Origin of the sequence: Streptococcus sp. HMSC10A01, assembly GCF_001807785.1 — a bacterium.
GTDB classification, from domain to species: Bacteria; Bacillota; Bacilli; order Lactobacillales; family Streptococcaceae; genus Streptococcus; species Streptococcus gordonii.
This window is the reverse complement of record NZ_KV790983.1, coordinates 118,635-136,649: the sequence shown is the minus strand read 5'-3', so window position 1 is coordinate 136,649 and position 18,015 is coordinate 118,635. Positions and strand designations below refer to the sequence as shown.

The window sequence follows — 18,015 nt, the reverse complement described above, 5'->3', positions numbered from 1 at the left end:
GAAAAGCTTGTTTCAGATTCTTATTTTCCCCATAGCAATTTATGATATAATATAGTAAAAATATAATAGGAAGTTTATTTTATGAGTATAACATTTTCCGTTTCGAATAAACGAGGTTTTCTAGGATTTCAGAAAGTTTTAAAAATCAGTGAATTGCTTGGATTTGTTGATGGACTTGAACCCCACCCTATACAGAAAGAGTTTGTGTACCTTGGACTAGATAAGCTTGCTCTATTGAGATGCTGGGTTCCTGCAAAGTCTGGCCGCTATATTGACTTGGAATATGATAAGACTCAACAAACATACAATGTGCAGATTCTGACTCCTTCAACACTTGCCGATTGGTCTCAGGCTCTTACTTTGGTTTCTAAGTTATCAAGTCGCTTGGGGACAAGCATCCGTGATGAACATGGTAGAGAATATAGCAGTTCAAGTGTCTGGGATTACCCTTATCAAGAGGACATAGTTTTCGGCTTGGAGGATTTTCTAAAATCAGGATATCCCTTAGTGTATCAAGATGGAGTTCGCAGGAGAATTGCTCTGATCCCTCAGATGGTGGAAGGATTCCTAAAAGAGGATAATCCTGCTCAGAGTTATAGCGATTTCTTCACTCTTAGACAGTACCTCGACGCTTACGATGCACAAAGTAAATTTTATGGGAATGAGCAGAATCAACAAATTTTAGGAGTATATACTCTAACTGCTGGTGTTGACACGATTCTACCCTTTGAACTTAGTCTAGCTCCAGAAGATGTAGAGTATATCGATGAGTCAAAATTAAGCTGGTGTTGCAATCTTGTGGGATGTGATGATACGGATCCAGATAATGTTGAAAAGTTCTTCTTTTATAAGAGAATTTCTTATTCAGATCTTTTGGACAGGCTCCCTAAGGATATGGCTCAAGTATTTGATGGTGAGAAAATTTATGTTCCTGCTATGACTTTTGCCCAAATGAAGGATCTTTTTGACAGCTGTTCTGAGTTTGTGTAAGAGAGACTTGGTCATTTTACTCGATTCATTTAGCAAAGCCTTGTATAAGATACTCTAAAATTTCTTCCAAGCAGTTAACTTCTCATATCAAGAAAAGCAATCTGTTCTATTCAGATTGCTTTTTGAGTTTATTGGAGATTCCTTTTGTTAAGTTAGAGAGAAATGTTGAAGCTTATCCGACCTTTCTTATAAGAAGCCCAGATTCTCCCTTTGAAGAGACTGGTTAGATGTTGGGCCATGGAGAGACCAATGCCATAGCCAGAAACAGCTTGGTTATTGTGGGAAGTTTCGGCTCGGTAAAAGCGGTCAAAGAAACGTTTATAATCAATCTTTGTCCCAGCCGCATAGTCGTTTGAAATTTCAATGCGAACTTTGCGCCTAAAGGATCGACGGTTGTTGTAGGCCTTAATCATAATCGTTCCTTTATCATCGCAATACTTACGAGCATTATCCAAGAGAATGCTAATTAATTCGTAGCCTTCATCTTCTGACATCATAACCTTTAAATCTGGCTGGATATCGAGTTCTAGATGTTTGTCTTCCTGCTGGATAAGAGATGAATGGTCTTTCCCAACTTTTTCAATCAGTTCTGAAAGATTGATGCTGGTTAACTCAAGATTTTCGTGTTCCTCCATCCGAGACAGCCTGATTAAGCGGGCAATTAGTTTGTTTAAGCGTTCCGTTTGAGCCTTGGTACTTTCTGTCCATTCGTTTTCACCTGTCATCATCTCTTGCAGTTCAGTGTTGGCTGCGATAATGGCCAAAGGTGTTTTGAGTTCATGACCAGCATTGGTAATGAAAATACGTTGTTTTTCGTAGCTTTTTATATAAGGACGGATAACAATGCCTGAAACTAAGGCGATAATGAGCATTAAGAAGAAGAGACTCGCAAGGGCGATCCAGGTAGAAAATTGAGCTAAAATACTTCGTTCACGATTGTAGTTGGTCGTTTCTAAAAAGGCAACTAGGCGTTTTTGGCCTTTGCTACTAATCTGGTAGGAGAAGTAGCGATTGTTGGCTTGCATTTGGCCATATTTACCCCCTGTTTTTAAGGCCTTTTGAGCCATCTGATAAATAGTATTTTCACTGAGTGATTGGATATTGCCTAGGTTGATGCTGGTAGCCTGCTTTGTTTGGCTGGCTGAGAAATATTGGAAGTTGTAAATAATGCCTTCTTGGATGTTTTTATCGGTCAAGTCTTGCTTAATTTCTTCTGTCATGGGTAATTGGCCGTCATTATCTGTCAGCACAGACAAGACGGTTTGGATATTGCTCTCAGTTTGAGCATAGACAGCAGAGTTAATCAAGAGCCAAAACATTCCCAAGATTAAGGCAACAACCAGAGTGGCAAGTCCGATAAAACGAAGCTGTAGCTTACGAAACATGATCCTCACCTGCCTTTTCAGTAAGTTGGAATGGGCCCGCTTCATCACCAAGGATTTCTAAATTAGAATGGACACTTTTCAATTTTTGCCGAAGGTAGGATACATAAATAAAAGCCAGCTCTTGATCTGTTTCTTCATTTGACCAGACTCGTTCAAGGATTTGCTTACGGCTCAGATCTTTTTCCGAGTTCTGCATGAAGTATTGAAGAAGTTTGAGCTCTTTTCCAGCTAAGCGGATACTATTGGAAGCACGAAGTTCTTGTTCGTCCAGACGAAGCTCGGTGTTGCCAATCTGGAGCTGGACGGGACTATAATTATCTGCTCGACGAGCCATTGAGCGGAGGCGAGCCAAGAGTTCTTTAAGAGAAAAGGGCTTGGTTAGATAGTCATCAGCCCCAGCATCTAGTCCAGTCACTCGATCATCGACCTCAGCCATGGCAGTCAGCATGATGACATGGGTAGTATTACCAGTTGCTCGGATTTCTTTGAGCGCTTCTAATCCAGTCATGATGGGCATCATAATATCAAGAATGATGACATTGTAGGTGTTTTGATTGGCGAGGTTTAAAGCCTCTTGACCATTAAAGACACTATCAACTTGATAGCCGTCATGCTCAAGAGCAGCTAGGATAACACGGTTGAGTTGGGCTTCATCTTCAGCTAACAAAATTCTCATCACTTAGTCCTCTCTTTCATTAGATTCTTGAATGAGATTACGAATCGTCTGCATGGTTAAGTCACAGGAAGCGAGCTCATCGGCACAGCGTTTCAATTCCCGCTCGATCCGTTCTGGATTTTTGATCTTGTGCTTGTATTTCATCTGGTGCTCAAGACTGGCCCAGGAGTCCATGGCAATGGTTCGTAGTTGGACCTCAATAAAGTACTTGCCTGGAGTATTGCCGTGGCAGTCAGGGTAGGGGGTCTCTACTTCTAAAATAAGGTGGTAGGAGCGGTAGCCATTAGGCTTGACTTGATTGATGTAGTCTTTTTCCTTGAAGATATGAACGTCAGGCATTTGACGAATAAAGTCAATAATTTGGTAAATGTCATCCACAAATCCTGTAATAATACGAATGCCGATAGCATCCCGAATCTGTTTGAGAGCCGATTCAGCAGACAGAGGTAGATTTTTTCGTTGGCATTTTTCTACCATGCTGTCAGAGGTCTTAATACGGGCGTGAAAATGTTCATAGAGTTTGAAAGAAGTTGTTTTTTTGTGCTCTAATGCGGCTGTTTTGATTTTTTGAGTAAAGTCCTCTAGGATAAGAGGCAGGTACTGCTCGTAAGCTTCATAAATACTCGTCATGATTCTCTCTCTTTGCTAGCTTTAGTCTTTCTATTATACCACGAAAGACAGGTAAACATATCAGGCTTTAGCAGGAAGTGATTTACTTTAAGTTTTGTGAAAGGAAAGATTCGTCTTTTGCTCTGTTAATGGATGAATTTAATTGATAAAGCTGAAGGATCCAAGCTTTTTATGATACAATAGAAAGAACAAATGCGAAAGTGAAAGGAGTAGGCGTGATATTAGAAGAATTTGACCAAAATCCCAAGGCCATTATCAATCCTGAAGATTTGATTGAGCCTATTCCTGATTTTCCTTCAGTAGCAGTTTCCTGCTTTGCTAGAGAAACTTTCAAAAGACTCTTGGAAAATTTTAATCATGAGCTTATCACAACAACGAGTATGGCCAATATAGAGATTCCGATATACAGAGTTTTTGTGGCTGATCAGGAACTAGCTTTTTTTAATGCTCCGGTGGGGGCCTCGTCCTGTGTTGCCATTTTAGAAGATCTCATTGCTTTTGGAATGAAGAAGCTTGTCCTCTTTGGCACCTGTGGCGTGCTGGACGAGGATATTAGTGAGACTTCCATCATTGTGCCAACAGCTGCCATACGAGATGAGGGGACTAGTTATCATTACCAAGCAGCATCTGATGAAATTGTGGTGAATGATGGTCTGCAGGATTTTCTGCTAGAATTTTTAGATGAACGAGGCATTTCCCATAGTCGGGGCAAGGTTTGGACCACAGATGGTATTTACCGAGAGACAGCAGAGAAACTCTTAAGGAGAAAAGAAGCAGGAGCTATTTGCGTCGATATGGAATGTTCTGCTGTTGCTGCTCTGGCAGCCTTTCGTTCTGTAACTATCTGCCAATTTTTCTATGCGGCTGACCATTTGTCAGAGGAAAAATGGGATATGAGAAATCTGTCCAATCATGCCGACTTGGATGAAAAAGATAAGATAGCAAATCTGGCGGTGCAAATCGCCCTAGCTTTATAATGAGAATACAATGAAACAACCTATTATTCAGTTTGAAAATTTCACTTTTCAATATCAGGCCCAGCTGGAGCCGACCTTAAAAGATATTAATCTGACTATTTACGAAGGCGAAAAAGTCTTAATTGTCGGTCCTTCCGGGTCAGGAAAGTCAACTCTGGGCCAGTGTCTAAACGGTATCATTCCTAATATCTATAAAGGCCAAGCTAGCGGCCACTTAAAGGTTCAGGGACAGGATGCCTTTGCGTCTAGCATTTATGACAAGTCCAATTTAGTCAGTACAGTTCTACAAGATACAGATGGTCAGTTTATTGGCCTCAGTGTGGCGGAAGACTTGGCTTTTGCTTTGGAAAACGACATGGTTGAATTACCTGTCATGAAAGAAAAAGTTCAGCATTGGGCGGAGAAATTAGACTTGGTGAATTTGCTTCAGCATCGGCCTCAGGATTTGTCTGGCGGTCAAAAGCAACGGGTCAGCCTGGCAGGTGTCTTAATTGATGAGAGTCCCATTTTGCTTTTTGATGAACCGTTAGCCAATCTAGATCCGAAGTCTGGCCAGGATGCAATTGATTTGATTGATCAGATTCACAGGGAAGCTGGAACGACCACCATTATTATCGAGCATCGTTTAGAGGATGTCCTTTATCGCTCAGTAGACCGTTTGGTCTTGGTCAATGATGGTCGGATTCTCTTTGATGATCACCCCGATCTTTTGCTGAAGACAACTTTACTGGCTGAAAATGGGATACGAGAGCCCCTCTATCTGACTACCTTGCGCCAGCTGGGACTTGATATAGCTGAGATGGATCATTTGTCTGACTTAGCTAGTCTAGATTTGCCAGCTTTGCCATTTTCAAAAGAAACTGTTGGGGAAGCGACTCAGGAGCGAGATTCTAATCTATTTTCCGTTGAGCATATCAGTTTTTCTTATGGCAAGCGACCTGTTTTGCAGGATATTTCTCTTGAGATTTCTAAGGGAGAACGGATTGCTATTGTCGGAAAGAACGGGGCCGGTAAGTCCACTCTAGCTAAGGCTTTCTGCCAATTTATCCAGACAGAGGGCAACTACAGCTGGCGGGGCAAGGATATCAAGGGTGATTCTATTAAGGAGCGAGCGGAACGGATAGGCTATGTGCTGCAAAATCCTAATCAGATGATTTCAGAAACCATGATTTTTGATGAAGTGGCCCTAGGTCTTCGCTTGCGAGGTCTCCCTGAGGAGGAAATCGAAGAGCGAGTCTTGGCAGTTTTGAAGACTTGTGGCCTGTATGAATTTAGGAATTGGCCTGTTTCAGCCCTATCTTTCGGTCAGAAGAAGCGGGTAACCATAGCATCTATCTTGGTCTTAGGGCCAGAAGTCATCCTGTTAGATGAGCCAACGGCGGGCCAAGATCAGCGCAATTATACGGAAATTATGAACTTCTTGGATGAGCTGAATCAAAAAGGTCATACTATTATCATGATTACCCATGACATGCAACTGATGCTGGATTATTCTGACCGTGCGATTGTAATAGTGGATGGTCAGGTTTTGGCGGACAAATCACCTGCCCAAGTACTGACTGATAAAGATTTGATTGTGGCAGCGAATCTGAAGGAAACCTCCATTTTTACTCTGGCTAAAAAGTTGGGAGTTGACCCTCTAGCCTTGACAGAGTTTTATATGAAAGAGAAGGGAGCAAGCCATGTTTCAAGATAAGAAAATCATTGGTTATCATGCTGGAACTGGCTTTGTTCATAGTCTGTCAGGTGCCAGTAAATTATTATTTTTCATCCTTGTGTCTGTAGCAGCCATGATTAGCTATGATACTCGACTTTTGCTAGTGATCGCTATCCTATCTCTGTCACTTTTTCGCTTGTCAGGAATTCGTCTGCGAGATGTTAGCTTTGTCTTGGTTTTTGCAGGAGTCTTTGCCATCCTCAATATACTGATGGTTTATCTCTTTGCGCCCCAATATGGCCAGGATATTTATGGGAGCAGTACGGTTCTGCTGGATGGTCTCGGTATTTATAATGTTTCCTTGCAGGAATTGTTTTATCTCTTCAATCTATGTTTGAAGTACCTCTGTACCATTCCTTTGGCAGTTATTTTTCTAATGACAACACATCCCAGTCAATTTGCTTCCAGTCTCAATCAGATTGGTATTCCTTATAAAATCGCCTATTCTGTCAGCCTTACCCTCCGCTATATTCCAGATTTACAAGAAGAGTTTTATCTGATTAAGATGTCACAAGAGGCGCGTGGTTTAGAATTGTCAAGCAAGGCCAAATTGAGCCAGCGGATTAAGGGAAATTTACAAATTATTATTCCTCTGATTTTCAGCTCTTTAGAACGAATCGAAACGATTGCGACAGCCATGGAACTCCGCCGTTTTGGAAAAAATAAAAAGAGAACCTGGTATACCTACCAAGCCTTTACCAAGTTAGACATCCTTGTTATTACTTTGTCTCTAGCTTTTTTGTTGATTAGTTTAGGTTTATTTTTTGTCAACCATGGACGATTTTATAATCCTTGGAGATAGAAAACGGGAAACAGAAAGTATGGAAAAAAAGAGAATGAAAGAAGAATACAGGTTACAGATTCAGCTTGTCTTGGTCATTTATCTGATTTGCTTTATACTACGGATTGCAGAATACCTGATTTTGAGGACAGATCAGACATTCTGGGGAGAATCATTTGTCCACAAGCTTCTGGGTCTAATGCTACTGGTTCCGGCTTTACATTTCTACGGTTTGAATTCAAAACAAATCGGCTTTGGGACAAAAGGTTTATTCTCCTATGTTAGTTTAGGTCTAGTCTGGGGGAGTCTGTTTTTTGCCTTAGCTTATCTGATAGAAATCACTTTGTTGCTGAGTCAAGGCAATCTTTTGGGGCTTGATTTCTATGTGTCTGCTTATTCAGTCAATGGTAATATTGGCCAGCAAAGAGGCTTTCTTTTTCTGTTGATCTGTCTGGTAGGCAATCTCATTAATGTCCTCATGGAAGAAGGAATCTTCCGTGGACTTTTTCAAAAAGTTTTTGAAAGAAAATACAGCTTTTTGAAGGCGGCTCTTTTGTCCAATCTTCTTTTTGGTTTTTGGCATATTATGGGGCCATTCAGAAGTTTTCTCGATGGGGAAATGAGCTTGACAGGATTCTGGATTAATAGTTTGATTTTAATTCTCACCAGTTTTCTGATTGGCTTTCAGTTTGCTCTTATGACCAAGATGACAGGCAGCCTTTATATGGGGATGGCCGTTCATTTTGTTAATAACACGGTCGTTAATCTGCTTCACGTTCTGTCAAAAGGCGGAGTGGATCAGCTATTGAGTCTTAGAATTACTGTGGCTCAGACCTTGTCATTTTTGGTGCTTTTGATCGTCTATCAAATACGAAAGCGATCGCGTAACGAAGTTCTTTAGTACATCGGATTTTTTCAACTAATCTCAACGAGACATTTAAAAAGCAGGCAATTTCTGAATTGCTTGCTTTTCTTCTTATAATGGTCTTTTGTTTGGCATGCCGGCTTTGCGGGGGTATTTGTTGGGGGTTTCTTTCTTCTTTTCTACCACTGTGATAAAGCGGGGGTCGCCGTTTGGTAGGGCATAGCTGAGGTTGTCTTGGACCTTGCTAAAGAGTAAGTTGAGGGCGTTTTTTGCTTCATCCAGTTCCTCCGGAGCATTGGAAGCCTTGAGCGCCAGCAATTTCCCGCCAACTTTTAGATAGGGAATGGTCAGTTCAGACAGGACTTGCATGCGAGCGACTGCACGGGCAGTGACCAGGTCAAATTGAGCTCGAAAGGCCTTATCCTGAGCAAAGTCTTCTGCACGACCGTGGTAGAAGTGAACCTTGTCCAGCCCGATCTCTTCTGCCAGCAGTTTGAGGAAGTTGATTCGTTTATTGAGCGAGTCAATGATGGTCACATCCAGCTGAGGGCAGATGATTTTCATAGGGAGACTGGGAAAGCCAGCACCGGCTCCGATATCCAGCAGCTTAAGCTCTTGATTGTCAATCAGGCCTTGTAAAACAGGGGCAATTGAATCATAGAAATGCTTGAGATAGACTTCATTTTTCTCGGTGATAGCTGTCAGATTGATTTTTTCATTCCATTCGACCAAGAGTTCAAAATAAAGCTCAAACTGATCTTTCTGGCGGTCGGTCAGCTCGATTCCATGCTGGCCCAATAGCTGGTAAAATTCTTGCGGTGTCATAGTTTCATCCTTGTTTGTCAGTATTCATCCTATTATATCATAAAAAGGAGACCCCCGTTCAAGAGGGGATCTTTTGTATCATTCCGGATTAATCTTAGAAACGTATTCGAGCTCCTTTATTGCGGGTTGGCGGTAGAGAAAGAGTGCACTAATACTGATACAAAAACCTGCAAGGATGAGAAGAAGTCCATAACCTCGGCCACTTCCTATTCCGATGATGGAGCCGAGCCAAGTGGATAATGCTCCTTTAGGTAGAAGTAGTGGTTTAAAGAAGCTATCGGCCACCCAGCCCATACTAGCATAGGCGATGACGTAGCCAAACTGAGAGATGATGCCGATTGTCCCCCAGGCTTTCCCTTGTTCACTCTTATCTATATTTAAGCGAATCAAATAATCAATAGCCGTATTCGCAAAGGGCAGAGACATAAACAGTAAGAAGCCAAAAAAGCAAATCCAGACTAGGTTTTCTTTACTGCCCATACCTGCCATAAAGATTCCTAGTAAACCTAATGACAGACTAAGAATCAAATGAAAATGCCTTTTAATGGAAAAGATTCCTAAGATAAGTCCGCCAAGGAGCATACCGCTACTGGAAACGGCCATTGTCCAGCCGACTTCCTGACTAGAGGCAAAGCCCAGAATCATAGGAGAAAGCAAAATCTCAACAGTGCCTAGAAAGAAAGAAAAAGCCGTTCCTAGTAAAACCAAGAGCCAGATTCCTCTCTTTTCATGGATAATCTGAAAGCCTCGTATAAATTCACTCCAGAAAGGATGAGGTGTAGACTTTCTCGGAGTTTTGATGTGACGGCGAGCGATTAGGCTACAAATGACAGTTACAAAAATAGTTGAAAAATCAATTAAGAGGATCTGACCGATGGTCCCCCGAGCTAAGATCAGTCCAGCGAGACTAGGGGAAATGAGATAACGAGCGATGCCGTTGATCTGTGACAGACCGGTTGCCTTGGAAATCTGGTCTTCAGGAACCAGGTCGGAAATAGTGGCTCGAAAAGCTGGGTTCACTAAAGCGGAGAATACAGAACTGATTGCAGCACCAAGACAAATGTTTAGTAGGGAGGGTTGGCTAGTCTGTAAGCTAAAGTAAATCCAGAGGACTCCCAGACCTGATAGACCATCACCCAGAGCCATTAGAAGACGACGGTCATAACGATCGGCTAGAATCCCTGCAAGGGGAGTCATTAAGAGCCCGGGTAAAAAAGCACAAAGGGTGACTAGGGCAGAAGAAGCAGCTTGACCAGTCAGCTGGTAGATGTAAATTCCTAGTGCAAAAGAAGTCATACCTGTTCCGATTTCCGAAATAAAAGTTCCTAGCCATATCAGGAGATAAATTTTAAAGCCACTATGTTTCATACAGGAGCCTCCTTTAGTGGATTAATTGTGCCAAAGAAGCAAAATACCCTTCTTTTGTTTGAAAAATTTTCTCTAATAGGTAGATGAAAGCTTGAATTTTATGATTTTTTTCTGCTTGGTCTAATTTCTGGAAGGAGCTGTTAAAAATCTGCAAGGAGTAAGTTAGCATCATCTCGATACTCTCGTAAGGATAAGTCGTTTGCATCTCGCCTGTTTGAAAGCCTTCTTGAAAAAGGGGATAGAGGATTTCAGGAACCTTGCTCAATAAGATTTGATTGGTTTTTTCGTGAAGAAGTGCGTTTTGGGGCGCGTGTAAGTGGTCTAGAAGTTCTTGGCCATCTTTTTGCATATTCAATGAAGCTAGAGCACCCATTAATCTTTCAAGTATTGGAAGCTGTTTTCGCTCCACCCAAATGCGCACTTGCTCAAAAGATTGATCAATCCAACGTTCAATGATGGCATCCATTATTTCTTCTTTTGAAGTAAAGTAATAATAGAGGGTTCCTTTTGCAATCTGGGTTGCATCTAGAATCTGAGCGATAGAAGTTTGGTCAAATCCTTGTTCTACAAACATTTTTTCTGCGGTATCTAAGATAAATTCCTTTTTATTTGCCATGAGAAACTCCTGAAGTTTATCAACCGACCGTCGGTCGATTGTTTTCTATCTACAGATTACTCTTTTTGTAAAAGATTGTCAATAATTTAGCCACTTTTTCAAAATTTTGATATAATGACTAAAACAGTAGATTTTCTGTTTATTCATATCTCTTAGGGATGGGGACTTACAGTGGCTATTCCATTCCTACAATGTTGTTAAAAAGGAGACTTCTTATGTCATTTATTATTACTATTGCAGTTATTGTCGTTATAGTCTTGTTTGTGATTTCTGTTTATAATTCACTTGTTCGTGCACGTATGCAGACTCAAGAAGCTTGGAGTCAGATCGATGTTCAACTTAAGCGTCGGAATGACTTGCTTCCTAACTTGATTGAAACTGTTAAAGGCTATGGGAAATATGAACAAGCTACTTTGGAAAAAGTGACTCAGTTACGTGCTCAAGTGGCGTCTGCTTCTTCGCCTGCCGATGCGATGAAGGCCAGCGATGCTTTGACTCGTCAGATTTCAGGAATTTTTGCTGTTGCGGAAAGTTATCCTGATTTGAAGGCAAATGAGAATTACTTGAAGTTGCAAGAAGAATTGACAAACACTGAAAATAAGATTTCTTACTCACGCCAGCTTTATAACTCTGTTGCTGGTAACTATAATGTGAAGTTGCAAGCTTTCCCAAGTAATGTTATTGCTGGAATGTTTGCCTTTAGACCTGCTGATTTCTTGTCTACTCCTGAAGAAGAAAAAGCTGTGCCTAAAGTTGATTTTGGTAGCAATGGTTTAGGTGAGTAATATGTTATTTGAACAAATTGCTGCAAATAAAAGGCGGACCTGGTTTCTCTTGGTCGCCTTCTTTGCTCTTTTAGCTCTTATCGGAGCGGCTGCTGGCTATCTTTGGATGAATTCTCCTCTGGGTGGGGTGATTATTGCCTTCATTATTGGCCTTATTTATGCGATCACGATGATTTTTCAATCTACTGAGGTAGTCATGTCCATGAATGGTGCTCGCCAAGTGTCTGAGCAAGAAGCACCTGAACTTTATCATATTGTTCAAGATATGGCGATGGTTGCTCAGATTCCAATGCCTAGGGTTTATATTGTGGAAGATGATTCTCCCAACGCTTTTGCGACGGGTTCTAATCCTGAAAATGCTGCTGTCGCAGCGACGACTGGTCTTTTAAAACTGATGAATCGCGAGGAATTAGAAGGTGTCATAGGGCATGAAGTTAGTCATATTCGCAACTATGATATTCGTATTTCAACTATTGCAGTCGCCCTAGCTAGTGCTATTACTATGATTTCTAGTATTGCTGGTCGGATGATGTGGTATGGTGGAGGACGAAGAAGGAATGACCGTGATGATGATAGTGGTCTTGGTCTTTTAATGTTAGTCTTTTCATTAATTGCGATTATATTAGCACCTTTGGCAGCTACCTTGGTTCAGTTGGCCATTTCCCGTCAGCGTGAATTTTTAGCAGATGCTTCAAGTGTTGAGCTGACTAGAAATCCTCAAGGAATGATTAGAGCCCTGCAAAAATTAGATAATAGTGAGCCCATGCATCGACATGTGGATGATGCTAGTGCAGCCTTGTATATTAGCGATCCGAAGAAAAAAGGTGGTCTGCAAAAACTTTTCTACACTCACCCACCAATCTCTGAGCGGGTAGAAAGATTAAGAAAAATGTAAAAACTGGGATTTTTCTCAGTTTTTTTATTATGACAATGCTTCAAATTGAGGAGGAATGTAGTTGTAGATAGTATGATCAACCTTACAGCCAGAGTGGTCGCAAAACAAAAAGGATGAGATTAGCTGATGAATTGTGTAAGTGTTAATTACCTGGTATGTGCAGTTCTTCCTTTTGACTAAGGAAAACAAACAAGATTAGATATCTTTTATTGACGGAGATTAGCAAAAAGTCTTTTATAATACCACGTTTTCAGGTGTTTTAGTATCGAATTTAATAGGTTGGAATTACTGAGAAATCTTTTGTTGCCAGCCCTTAACATAACTGTAAAATAGGACTAGTATATTAAAAATAGATTTTTATTACATATATGCAAGTGAGGTATGCTTATCGTAAAGTCGTCGGGAAAAATTTTAAAAATCATTAGAGAATCAAAGAATATGTCCCTCAAAGAAGTGGCGGCAGGTGATATTTCTGTTGCCCAGCTGTCTCGATATGAACGAGGGATTAGTAGCCTTACAGTTGATTCTTTTTATAGTTGCCTCAGGAACATGTCGGTCTCTTTGGCTGAATTTCAGTATGTTTATCATAATTATAGGGAAGCTGATGATGTTGTGTTGTCTCAAAAACTTTCTGAGGCTCAACGTGAGAATAATGTCGTTAAATTAGAAAGTATTTTAGCTGGTTCTGAAGCCATGGCTCAAGAATTTCCAGAAAAAAAGAACTACAAGTTAAATACCATTGTAATCAGGGCTACCTTAACGGCCTGTAATCCAGACTATCAAGTCAGTAAGGGAGATATTGAGTTTTTGACAGACTACCTCTTTTCTGTTGAAGAATGGGGCCGCTATGAGCTTTGGATCTTTACAAACAGTGTGAATCTATTGACCTTAGAAACACTGGAAACTTTTGCCAGTGAAATGATTAACCGTACTCAATTTTACAATAACCTGCCGGAGAATCGTCGACGGATTATTAAGATGTTACTTAATGTTGTAGGTGCTTGTATAGAGGACAATCATTTACAAGTAGCTATGAAATTTCTTAATTATATTGATAATACAAAAATCCCTGAGACAGACCTCTATGACCGGGTGTTGATCAAATATCATAAGGCTCTTTATTCTTATAAGGTTGGCAATCCTCACGCTCGAAATGATATTGAACAATGTTTGTCAACTTTTGAATATTTAGATTCTTTTGGTGTTGCTCAAAAACTCAAAGAACAATTTGAGCGAATTCAACTAACAGTAGTTGCAGATCTGCAAATAGAATAGAACCTCCTCTGAAAAAGATTAAAATAAGGGTAAAACTTTATACTATTTTCAGAAGGAGGTTTTATGATGGAGAAAAAAGTTCATTATAAAATGCATAAGGTTAAGAAGAACTGGGTAGCGATTGCTGTTACCTCCCTGACTCTTCTTGTGGCTCCAAAGGCCTTGGGGATTGAATCAGGTGTGATCTATGCGGATGATGCTAATCAAGTGGCCGATGTAAAAGAACAGTCCGCTGTTCAGAGCAAGGACTCGGGGCAAACTACTTCAGACATAGCAACGGACTCTTCGCAGCTGGAAGTAAAAGAACAGGCTTCTTCTAGCAAAGAAACCTATCAAGCTAGTGCGGCAACCAATCCAACAGCTAACGAACAGACGACGCCACAGGATAAAGAAGTTGAAACTACAAGAACTGACTCCAGACAGGAATTGACTCAGAAAACGAGTGCTGACTCTTCTGAAAAGAGTGCCTCCTCTCAAGAGCCTAAAGTAGCCGATCAGGCTGAGTCAACTGACAAAGCTCAAGATGCATTACAGGCTAAACAAGATAGTAGAGCTAATGATCAAGAAGAAACTACCGAAAATGTAGCAAAAGCTACTGTTTCTGACAAGATTATAGCGACTCCAAAGAAAGGGCGTTTGCCAGAACCAGCCCAAAGAAAAGAATCAATAACCGAGAAAATGCTGGCTGCTCAAGCACAAGCGGCGCCGGTAAATACTGAGCATGATGACGATGTGTTGGCCCATATCAAGACGATTGATGGTAAGAAATACTATGTTCAGGATGACGGCACAGTTAAGAAAAACTTTGCAGTTGAGCTCAATGGAAAAATTCTTTATTTTGATGCAGAAACCGGGGCTTTGGTTGATTCAAATGAATATCAGTTCCAGCAAGGAACCAGCAGTCTCAATAATGAATTCACCCAAAAGAATGCTTTTTATGGTACGACTGACAAGGACATTGAGACTGTAGATGGCTATTTGACAGCTGATAGTTGGTATCGTCCAAAGTTCATCTTAAAAGATGGAAAAACATGGACGGCCTCGACAGAGACAGACTTACGCCCTCTTTTGATGGCTTGGTGGCCTGATAAGCGGACCCAGATTAATTACCTCAACTATATGAATCAAGAAAATCTGGGGATCGGCGCTTTTGAAAGCAAGACCGAGCAAGTTCTTTTAACAGAAGCTGTTCAGCAGGTACAGCGAAAAATTGAAGAAAGAATTAGCAAAGAGGGCGACACAAAATGGTTGAGAACTCTAATGAGTGCCTTTGTCAAAACTCAGCCAAATTGGAATATTAAGACAGAATCTGAAACAACTGGGACGAACAAGGACCATCTGCAAGGTGGAGCCCTACTCTATACAAATAGTGATAAGACATCTCATGCCAACTCTAGATATCGTCTGCTTAACCGCACACCAACCAGCCAGACCGGTACGCCTAAATACTTCATCGATAAGTCAAATGGTGGTTATGAGTTCCTATTAGCCAATGATTTTGATAACTCTAATCCAGCTGTTCAAGCTGAGCAGCTAAACTGGCTCCACTATATGATGAACTTCGGAAGTATCGTGGCCAATGATCCAACTGCTAACTTCGACGGAGTCCGAGTTGACGCAGTGGATAATGTCAATGCAGACTTGCTTCAGATTGCCTCTGACTATTTCAAATCTCATTACAAGGTTGGAGAAAGTGAAGAAGAAGCCCTCAAGCATCTGTCTATCTTGGAAGCTTGGTCTGATAACGATCCTGACTACAACAAAGATACTAAAGGCGCTCAACTAGCAATTGATAACAAGCTACGCTTGTCCTTGCTTTATTCGTTCATGCGGAAGCTTTCTATCCGTAGCGGAGTTGAGCCAACGATTACGAATAGCCTGAACGACCGTTCTACTGAAAATAAAAATGGCGAGCGGATGGCCAACTATATCTTTGTTCGGGCTCATGACAGTGAAGTGCAAACCGTTATTGCTGACATCATTCGGGAAAATATCAATCCAAATACGGATGGTTTGACCTTTACCATGGATGAGCTCAAGCAAGCCTTCAAGATTTACAACGAAGATATGCGCAAGGCGGACAAGAAGTATACGCAGTTCAACATTCCAACTGCACATGCTCTCATGCTCTCCAATAAAGACTCCATCACTCGGGTCTACTATGGCGATCTCTACACAGATGACGGCCAATACATGGAGAAAAAATCTCCATACCATGACGCTATTGATTCCTTGTTGCGTGCTCGGATTAAGTATGTAGCTGGTGGACAGGACATGAAGGTGACCTATATGGGTGTGCCTCGCGAGGCTGATAAATGGGCATATAACGGTATCTTGACTTCTGTTCGTTATGGTACTGGTGCTAATGAGGCTACGGATGAAGGAACAGCAGAAACTCGTACCCAGGGGATGGCAGTTATTGCTTCTAATAACCCGAACCTTAAACTGAATGAATGGGATAAACTGCAAGTCAATATGGGAGCAGCCCATAAGAATCAATACTACCGCCCTGTGCTCCTGACGACCAAAGATGGGATTTCCCGCTATCTAACTGACGAAGAAGTACCCCAATCGCTCTGGAAGAAGACGGATGCTAATGGTATTTTGACCTTTGATATGAATGATATTGCAGGCTACAGCAATGTCCAAGTTTCTGGTTATCTGGCTGTTTGGGTACCAGTTGGTGCTAAAGAGAATCAGGATGCGCGTGTAACAGCTAGCAAGAAGAAAAATGCTAGCGGTCAGGTTTATGAATCTAGTCCTGCTCTTGATTCACAGCTGATTTACGAAGGTTTCTCTAATTTCCAAGACTTTGCAACTCGAGATGACCAATATACCAATAAAGTCATTGCTAAAAACGTCAACCTCTTCAAGGAATGGGGAGTGACGTCATTTGAACTGCCGCCTCAATATGTATCTAGCCAAGACGGTACTTTCCTAGACTCTATTATCCAGAATGGTTATGCATTTGAAGACCGCTATGATATGGCAATGAGCAAGAACAATAAATATGGTTCTTTAGATGACCTGCTCAATGCTCTCCGTGCTCTTCACAGTGTCAATATCCAAGCCATTGCGGACTGGGTGCCAGACCAAATCTACAACCTGCCAGGTAAGGAAGTGGTAACAGCAACTCGTGTCAACAACTACGGAACCTACCGTGAAGGCGCAGAAATCAAAGAAAAACTTTATGTGGCTAATAGTAAGACCAATGGGAGCGACTACCAAGGCAAGTATGGTGGAGCCTTCTTGGATGAGCTTAAAGCTAAATACCCAGAAATCTTTGAACGAGTACAAATTTCCAACGGCCAAAAGATGACAACGGACGAGAAGATTACTAAGTGGTCGGCTAAGTACTTCAACGGAACCAATATCTTGGGTCGTGGTGCTTACTATGTTCTTAAAGACTGGGGAAGCAAAGAATACCTGTCTAACAAGACTGGGGAAGCAGCATTGCCTAAACAGCTGGTCAATAAAGAAGCTTCTACTGGATTCGTAAAAGACACAAATGGCTTTAAGTTCTATTCAACTAGTGGGAATCAAGCCAAAGACACTTTTATCCAGGATGAAAATGGCAATTGGTATTACTTTGATCATCAAGGCTATCTAGTAACAGGAGCTCGTGAGATTGATGGCAAGCAGCTTTACTTTATGAAGAATGGGGTTCAGTTGCGCGATGCTTTACAAGAAGATGAAAATGGCAATCAGTACTACTATGATAAGACTGGTGCCAAGGTTCTCAACCGTTACTACACTTCTGATGGCCAAAACTGGCGTTATTTTGACGACAAGGGTGTTATGGCTCGAGGTCTCGTCAAGATAGGAGATGGACAGCAATACTTTGACCAAAATGGTTATCAAGTCAAGGGCAAGGTTGTGCGTGCTAAGGATGGCAAACTTCGTTACTTTGACAAGGATTCAGGAAATGCTGTCATCAATCGTTTTGCTCAGGGTGATAACCCAAGTGATTGGTACTATTTCGGGGTAGACGGAGTCGCTCTAACAGGCCTTCAAAAGATTGGTCAGCAAACTCTTTATTTCGACCAAGATGGCAAGCAAGTCAAGGGTCAGGTAGTGACACTAGCAGACAAGAGCATTCGTTACTTTGATGCTAACTCAGGAGAAATGGCCGTCAACAAATTTGCAGAAGGTGCTAAAAATGAATGGTATTACTTTGACCAAGACGGCAAAGCTGTAACTGGTCTCCAAACGATCAACAAGCAGGTTCTC

Annotated in this window: 14 protein-coding genes and 2 pseudogenes; 10 read left to right on the top strand and 6 right to left on the bottom strand. The window is 41.4% G+C overall.

The genetic code is table 11. From position 1 onward, the window contains the following. The first annotated feature begins 81 nt into the window (after positions 1-81). Positions 82-990 (top strand): DUF4299 family protein, encoded by a 909-nt coding sequence (locus tag HMPREF3108_RS07820; RefSeq protein ID WP_045634259.1) that lies wholly within the window; start codon positions 82-84, stop codon positions 988-990. Between the two features lie 152 nt (positions 991-1,142). On the opposite strand, the gene HMPREF3108_RS07815 is transcribed toward HMPREF3108_RS07820, so the two are convergent. Genes HMPREF3108_RS07815 through HMPREF3108_RS07805 form a run of 3 tightly spaced genes read right to left on the bottom strand, consistent with a single transcriptional unit; the run spans position 1,143 to position 3,681 of the window. Beyond that, a complete protein-coding gene (locus HMPREF3108_RS07815) occupies positions 1,143-2,375 on the bottom strand; it encodes a sensor histidine kinase (protein WP_045634258.1) in 1,233 nt (410 codons plus the stop codon). Next, a complete protein-coding gene (locus HMPREF3108_RS07810; RefSeq protein WP_045634257.1) occupies positions 2,365-3,051 on the bottom strand; it encodes a response regulator transcription factor in 687 nt (228 codons plus the stop codon). Before HMPREF3108_RS07810 ends, HMPREF3108_RS07815 begins: the two co-directional genes overlap by 11 nt. A 3-nt stretch (positions 3,052-3,054) precedes the next feature. Beyond that, positions 3,055-3,681: a GTP pyrophosphokinase gene (locus HMPREF3108_RS07805; RefSeq protein WP_011999992.1), complete on the bottom strand. Its 627-nt coding sequence runs from the start codon at positions 3,679-3,681 to the stop codon at positions 3,055-3,057. A 215-nt stretch (positions 3,682-3,896) separates the two neighbouring features. Between HMPREF3108_RS07805 and HMPREF3108_RS07800 the strand changes: the two genes are divergently transcribed. The 4 genes from HMPREF3108_RS07800 to HMPREF3108_RS07785 are packed head-to-tail and all read left to right on the top strand — an operon-like array spanning position 3,897 to position 8,057. Beyond that, entirely contained in the window at positions 3,897-4,658 is a 762-nt protein-coding gene (locus HMPREF3108_RS07800; protein WP_070494162.1) for a nucleoside phosphorylase, read from the top strand. Positions 4,659-4,668: 10 nt separating this feature from the next. After that, complete coding sequence (locus tag HMPREF3108_RS07795) at positions 4,669-6,354, top strand: ABC transporter ATP-binding protein (RefSeq protein ID WP_061598483.1); 1,686 nt, start codon at positions 4,669-4,671, stop codon at positions 6,352-6,354. After that, positions 6,341-7,177 (top strand): energy-coupling factor transporter transmembrane component T family protein, encoded by an 837-nt coding sequence (locus HMPREF3108_RS07790; RefSeq protein WP_011999995.1) that lies wholly within the window; start codon positions 6,341-6,343, stop codon positions 7,175-7,177. The genes HMPREF3108_RS07795 and HMPREF3108_RS07790 overlap by 14 nt, the downstream gene beginning before the upstream one ends. A gap of 19 nt (positions 7,178-7,196) precedes the next feature. Further along, positions 7,197-8,057 (top strand): CPBP family intramembrane glutamic endopeptidase, encoded by an 861-nt coding sequence (locus HMPREF3108_RS07785; protein WP_083277176.1) that lies wholly within the window; start codon positions 7,197-7,199, stop codon positions 8,055-8,057. Positions 8,058-8,132: 75 nt separating this feature from the next. On the opposite strand, the gene rsmG is transcribed toward HMPREF3108_RS07785, so the two are convergent. From rsmG to HMPREF3108_RS07770, 3 genes are all read right to left on the bottom strand, one after another. Then, positions 8,133-8,846, bottom strand: a complete 714-nt coding sequence (gene rsmG, locus HMPREF3108_RS07780; RefSeq protein ID WP_045634254.1) for a 16S rRNA (guanine(527)-N(7))-methyltransferase RsmG — start codon at positions 8,844-8,846, stop codon at positions 8,133-8,135. A 78-nt stretch (positions 8,847-8,924) separates the two neighbouring features. Continuing rightward, positions 8,925-10,214 carry an MFS transporter gene (locus HMPREF3108_RS07775; protein WP_061601498.1) on the bottom strand — a complete coding sequence of 430 codons (1,290 nt, stop codon included), beginning with the start codon at positions 10,212-10,214 and terminating at the stop codon, positions 8,925-8,927. A gap of 13 nt (positions 10,215-10,227) precedes the next feature. Then, positions 10,228-10,830, bottom strand: coding sequence for a TetR/AcrR family transcriptional regulator (locus HMPREF3108_RS07770; RefSeq protein WP_070494160.1), 603 nt, complete (start codon positions 10,828-10,830; stop codon positions 10,228-10,230). A 215-nt stretch (positions 10,831-11,045) separates the two neighbouring features. On the opposite strand from HMPREF3108_RS07770, the gene HMPREF3108_RS07765 reads away from it, so the two are divergent. The 5 genes and pseudogenes from HMPREF3108_RS07765 to HMPREF3108_RS07750 all read left to right on the top strand — a co-directional run. After that, positions 11,046-11,615 (top strand): LemA family protein, encoded by a 570-nt coding sequence (locus tag HMPREF3108_RS07765; RefSeq protein WP_012000000.1) that lies wholly within the window; start codon positions 11,046-11,048, stop codon positions 11,613-11,615. A 1-nt stretch (position 11,616) separates the two neighbouring features. Beyond that, complete coding sequence (gene htpX / locus HMPREF3108_RS07760; RefSeq protein WP_008808500.1) at positions 11,617-12,510, top strand: zinc metalloprotease HtpX; 894 nt, start codon at positions 11,617-11,619, stop codon at positions 12,508-12,510. 381 nt (positions 12,511-12,891) lie between these two features. Further along, the gene (locus tag HMPREF3108_RS07755; protein WP_081106373.1) at positions 12,892-13,785 is read left to right on the top strand and encodes an XRE/MutR family transcriptional regulator; all 894 of its coding nucleotides are present in this window, start codon (positions 12,892-12,894) and stop codon (positions 13,783-13,785) included. A 63-nt stretch (positions 13,786-13,848) separates the two neighbouring features. Next, positions 13,849-14,047 (top strand): annotated as a pseudogene (locus HMPREF3108_RS11080) (KxYKxGKxW signal peptide domain-containing protein); the annotation flags it as partial. A gap of 269 nt (positions 14,048-14,316) precedes the next feature. Further along, a pseudogene (locus HMPREF3108_RS07750) lies at positions 14,317-18,015 on the top strand (glycoside hydrolase family 70 protein); the annotation flags it as partial.